Origin of the sequence: Arthrobacter sp. CAL618 (assembly GCF_000468215.1) — a bacterium.
Taxonomy (GTDB): domain Bacteria; phylum Actinomycetota; class Actinomycetes; order Actinomycetales; family Micrococcaceae; genus Arthrobacter_D.
Genome location: NZ_ASZW01000097.1, coordinates 1 through 5,251, shown reverse-complemented (window position 1 = coordinate 5,251; position 5,251 = coordinate 1). Strand labels below are relative to the sequence as shown.

The 5,251-nt window shown below is 64.2% G+C and carries 4 protein-coding genes; 2 read left to right on the top strand and 2 right to left on the bottom strand.

All coding sequences use genetic code 11. From position 1 onward, the window contains the following. Positions 1-22: 22 nt before the first annotated feature. Together aceB and aceA are read right to left on the bottom strand one after the other, a co-directional pair. Complete coding sequence (gene aceB, locus K728_RS0106180) at positions 23-1,642, bottom strand: malate synthase A (RefSeq protein WP_024476218.1); 1,620 nt, start codon at positions 1,640-1,642, stop codon at positions 23-25. Between the two features lie 109 nt (positions 1,643-1,751). Then, positions 1,752-3,092 carry an isocitrate lyase gene (gene aceA / locus K728_RS0106175; RefSeq protein WP_024476217.1) on the bottom strand — a complete coding sequence of 447 codons (1,341 nt, stop codon included), beginning with the start codon at positions 3,090-3,092 and terminating at the stop codon, positions 1,752-1,754. Positions 3,093-3,238: 146 nt separating this feature from the next. On the opposite strand from aceA, the gene K728_RS0106170 reads away from it, so the two are divergent. Beyond that, a complete protein-coding gene (locus K728_RS0106170; RefSeq protein ID WP_035747382.1) occupies positions 3,239-4,750 on the top strand; it encodes a helix-turn-helix domain-containing protein in 1,512 nt (503 codons plus the stop codon). A gap of 37 nt (positions 4,751-4,787) precedes the next feature. Continuing rightward, positions 4,788-5,251 (top strand): ribonuclease E activity regulator RraA (gene rraA, locus K728_RS0106165; RefSeq protein ID WP_024476226.1); only part of this gene is annotated, 464 nt, incomplete at its 3' end.

The following is a 5,251-nucleotide window of genomic DNA, read 5'->3' as shown; positions in this document are numbered from 1 at the left end:
GCGGGGTGCGGTGAGGATCGGTCTAGACCGTCGCCAACTCGCGGTTCTCGTGCAGGTAGCGGGCGTAGGCAGGGACGGTGAGGAACGTGGGGAATTCCTCACCGAGGGCAACCTCCTCGAAGATTGCCAGGGCGTCGTCGAAACGGTCGCCGTCAAAACGCTCCATCGCCGCGAACTCCTCCTCCAGCAGCTCGGCGACCCACCCGTGGGTGATGGCCTCGCCGTCGTCGGTGACGGCGCCCGAGTAGATCCACTGCCAGATCTGAGACCGCGAAATCTCGGCCGTCGCAGCGTCCTCCATCAGGGAGTTGATCGCCGCAGCCCCGTTGCCACGCAACCACGACTCGATGTACCTCACGCCCACCTCAAGGTTCTCGCGGATCCCGGCCTCGGTGATGACCCCGGGGGTGCCTGCGATGTTGAGCAGTGCCTTGTCGTCGGGGAGGACGTCGTCGCGCAGCCTGGTCAGCTGGTTGGGCCGCTCGCCGAGGATGGCATCGAACACCTCCATCGCCACCGGAACCAGGTCCGGGTGGGCTACCCAGGAACCGTCGAAACCGTCGTTCGCTTCCCGGGTCTTGTCCGCCCTCACCTTTTCCAGTGCGACGGCGTTCGCTGCTTCGTCTCGCCGGTTCGGGATGTTGGCCGACATGCCGCCAATCGCGTGGGCGCCCCGGCGGTGGCAGATTCGCACCAGCTGCTCCGTGTAGGAGCGCATGAACGGCGCGGTCATGGTCACCATGGACCGGTCGGGGAGGACGAAGCGGGGTCCGCGGGTCCTGAAGTTCTTGATCACCGAGAAGATGTAGTCCCACCTGCCAGCGTTCAAACCGGCGGCGTGTTCGCGCAGTTCGTACAGAATTTCCTCCATTTCGAACGCGGCGGTGATCGTTTCTATCAGCACCGTGGCGCGGATAGTGCCCTGGGGCAGCCCCAACAGTTGCTGGGCCTGGACGAAAATGTCATTCCAGAGCCGTGCCTCGAGATGGTTCTCGATCTTCGGCAGGTAGAAGTAGGGGCCCCGGCCCTGGGCGATGAGCGTCCGGGCGTTGTGGAAGAAATGCAATCCAAAGTCGACCAGGCCGCCGGCGATCGGGGTGTTGTTGATCAGCAGGTGCTTCTCGGGCAGGTGCCAGCCGCGGGGGCGCACCACGATGGTCGGCCGATCCTCTCCCAACCGGTATTCCTTCCCTTCCGGAGAGGTGAAGCTAATGCGGTCCGCCAGCGCGTCGCGCAGGTTGAGCTGCCCGTTGATGACATTGGACCAGCTGGGAGTGGAGGAGTCCTCCATGTCGGCAAGCCACACCTTGGCGCCTGAGTTGAGGGCGTTGATGGTCATTTTCCGGTCGACGGGTCCGGTGATCTCCACCCGGCGGTCCTCCAGGCCCGGGGCGACCGGCGCAACCCGCCAGCCGTCGTCGTCGCGAATGTGTTTGGTCTCGGGGAGGAAACGCGGATCGGTGCCGTTGGAGATCCTGGCGCGGGACTGTTGCCGCAGGTGTAGGAGTTCCTGCCGGCGGCTGGCCGTCGACTGGTGCAGTTTCCGGAGAAAGTCGAGGGCTTCCGGGGTGAGGATTTCGTCCTGGCGGCGCACGGCCGGCGCCGTCAGGGTAACGCCGTTGAGGGTGATCAGGTTGTTCATGGTGTGCCTCCTGGAAAAATGTGGGTGCCCCGCCCCCAGCCCCGGCCATCCTAGGTGGGGGCCGGGGTTGGGGGTGTGGGACGGGGTGGAGCGGGGCGTGCAGCGGGGGTTAGTGGAACTGCTGCGCCTCGGTGGATCCGGCCAGGGCGAGGGTGCTGCCCGTGGGGTTGAGGGCGGTGGCAACCTGGTCGAAGTAGCCGGTTCCCACCTCACGCTGGTGCTTGGTGGCGGTGTAGCCCCGGGACTCGGCAGCGAATTCGCGCTCCTGGAGTTCGACGTACGCGCTCATGCCGTCGCGGGCGTAGCCCTCGGCCAGGTCGAACATCGAGTAGTTGAGCGCGTGGAACCCTGCCAGGGTGATGAACTGGAAGGTGAACCCCATCGCGCCGAGCTCCCGCTGGAACTTGGCGATCGTTGCGTCGTCGAGGTGCTTTTTCCAGTTGAACGACGGCGAGCAGTTGTACGCCAGCATCTGGTCCGGGTGCTCCGACTTGATGCCCTCAGCAAACTTGCGCGCCAGGTCAAGGTCGGGGGTTCCGGTTTCCATCCACAGCAGATCCGCATACGGCGCGTAGGCCCGTCCCCGGGCAATGCACGCCTCGAGGCCGTTGCGCACCTTGTAGAAGCCCTCGGAGGTGCGCTCGCCGGTGATGAACGGCTGATCCCGTTCGTCGACGTCGGAAGTGATGAGGGTCGCGGCCTCGGCGTCGGTGCGAGCAATTACTACTGACGGCGTCCCAGCGACGTCGGCGGCGAGCCGTGCGGCGTTGAGGGTGCGGACGTGCTGCTGGGTCGGGATAAGTACCTTACCGCCGAGGTGCCCGCACTTCTTCTCCGAAGCGAGCTGGTCCTCCCAGTGAACGCCAGCAGCGCCGGCCTGGATCATCGATTTCATCAGCTCGTAAGCGTTGAGTGGGCCGCCGAAGCCTGCCTCGGCGTCGGCGATGATGGGAACCAAATAGTCCTCCACCGTCTGGACCCCTTCGGCGAAGTCGATCTGGTCCGCACGCAGCAGTGCGTTGTTGATGCGGCGCACCACGGTGGGCACCGAGTTGGCGGGGTACAGTGACTGGTCCGGATAGGTGTGCCCGGAGTTATTGGCGTCGGCGGCGACCTGCCAGCCGGACAGGTAAATTGCTTTCAGGCCCGCCTTGACCTGCTGCACCGCCTGATTACCGGTCAGTGCGCCAAGCGAGTGGGTGTACTCACCGGTGCGGGCCTGTTCGGTCAGCTGCGTCCACAGCTTCTCGGCGCCGCGCCGGGCGAGGGTGTGCTCCTCCTGGACCCGGCCGCGAAGGCGGACGACGTCGGACGCCGAGTAGTCGCGCGTGACGTTATCCCAGCGGGAATTGGCCGACCACTCGAGTTCCAGCTCCCGCTCGGCCGATCCTTCGGCGCTCTGGCCTGTCGATGCGGTGTTTGCCTGTGGGGTGGTCTGGTCCTGTGTCATTGCATTCTCCTTTGAATTCCCTGAGCCGTTGATTCGAGTGCGTGAAGTGTTCGTTGGCTTCGTAAAACCAACCTTTCTCTCATTTCAACCCCTTGCCTAGCCGAAACTGCTGGCAAAAAACGCACTTCTTCGCGTAACCTCAATAAATGACCAACATGCCGATCAAACCAGCCACCTGGAACCGACCAGAATCCGGTGGAGCCGCTGAGGCGGGNGGCGCCGGCGCGCCGGACGACCTCGACGCGATCAGCCTGGGCCGACGGATCCGACATCTCCGGAAAGCGAAGGGGATGACGCTCGATGACCTGGGCGCCGTCGTCGGCACCGTCGCGTCGCAGCTGTCGCTGATCGAAAACGGCAAACGTGAACCAAAGCTGGGGATGCTGCAGGGCCTCGCGTCGGCCCTCGGGGTAGGCATCGATCAGCTGTTGGGTGCGGAACCTCCCACCCGGAGGGCAGCACTGGAGATCGAGCTGGAGCGGGCGCAGCGCGGCCCGCTATACGGGGCGCTCGGGCTGCCGAAGGTGCGGATCTCCTCACGGCTGCCGATGGAGGTACTCGAATCGCTGGTGGGCCTTCAGGGCGAGTTGGAGCGCCGGCTCAACGAGCAGGTGGCCACCCCGGAGGAGGCCCGTCGGGCCAACGCCGAGCTGCGGCGCGAGATGCGCAAACAGAACAATTACTTCCCCGAACTCGAGGCCGAGGCGCAACGGGTGCTGGATTCGGTGGGGCACACCGCTGGGCCGATGTCCCAGCACCTGATTGCCGACATCGCCGCCCATCTGGGGTTCACCCTCCATCACGTGGGCGACCTGCCGCATTCAACTCGTTCTGTCACCGATTTGAAGAACCGCAGAATTTACCTGACCCAGTCCCAGCGCACTGACCACGATCCGCGCTCGGTGCTGCTGCAGGCGCTCGGGCATTACGTGCTGGACCACCAGACGCCTGAAAATTATCGGGAGTTCCTCAGGCAGCGCGTGGCCACCAACTACTTTGCCGCGGCACTTTTGCTGCCGGAGAAGCCTGCGGTGGAGTTCCTGCAGCGCTCGAAAGCGGCGAAGGAGATTGCCGTGGAGGATATCCGGGACGCGTTTGCCGTGTCCTATGAGACTGCGGCGCACAGGTTCACCAACCTCGCCACCGAGCACCTGGGCATCCCCACCCATTTTCAGAAGACCCATGAGAGCGGGATCATCTACAAAGCCTATGAGAACGACGGCGTCACCTTTCCCCAGGACCACACGGGTGCCATTGAAGGCCAGCCCTCCTGTAAACGCTGGACTTCACGGGTGGTGTTTGAGGTGGCTGACAAATTCCGCGCCTACAACCAGTACACGGATACGCCCAGCGGCACCTACTGGTGCACGGCCCGGACCGAACGGTCAGCGAGCGGGGAGTTCTCGTTGAGCATCGGGGTGCCGTATGCGCATGTGAAGTGGTTCAGGGGCAGGGACACCACCATGAGGGAGAAGTCCTTTTGCCCGGATGAGGCGTGCTGCCGGCGTCCGCCGTCGTCGCTGGCTGAAAATTGGGCAGGTCACGCCTGGCCGAGCGCCCGGGCGCACTCACATCTGCTGGCCGCAATGCCGCCCGGCGCGTTCCCCGGGGTAGATGAGACCGAGGTGTACAGCTTTCTTGAGGCCCACTCGGGTTGATCTTTCACAATCTCAAACCACCGATCAGGAGAAGAACATGGACCTATCCACAGCGGACCTCTACGACCAGTTCGGAGACACCGTTCAATCAGTTTCAATCCAGTTCCAGGATCTGGGAGGGGAGCAGGCTTTCAGCGGGCCGATACGAACCGTGAAGTGCTATCACGACAACGTGGTGCTGAAGTCGGTCCTTTCCACGCCTGGTGCGGGCGCGGTCCTCGTCGTCGACGGCGGTGGCTCACTTGAGCGGGCGCTGATGGGAGACATGATTGCGGAGATCGCGGTGAAGAACGGGTGGAACGGCGTCATTATCAACGGTGCAATCCGTGACCGCGCGGTGCTCGCTGGGTTGCCCCTCGGCGTGAAGGCACTCGGCAGCAATCCCCGCAAGAGCGTCAAGAACGGCGTCGGTGAGATTGACGTGCCGGTGGCGATTGGAGGGGTCATCTTCACCCCCGGAGGGACCGTGTATGCCGATACCGATGGGATTCTCGTGGCGGG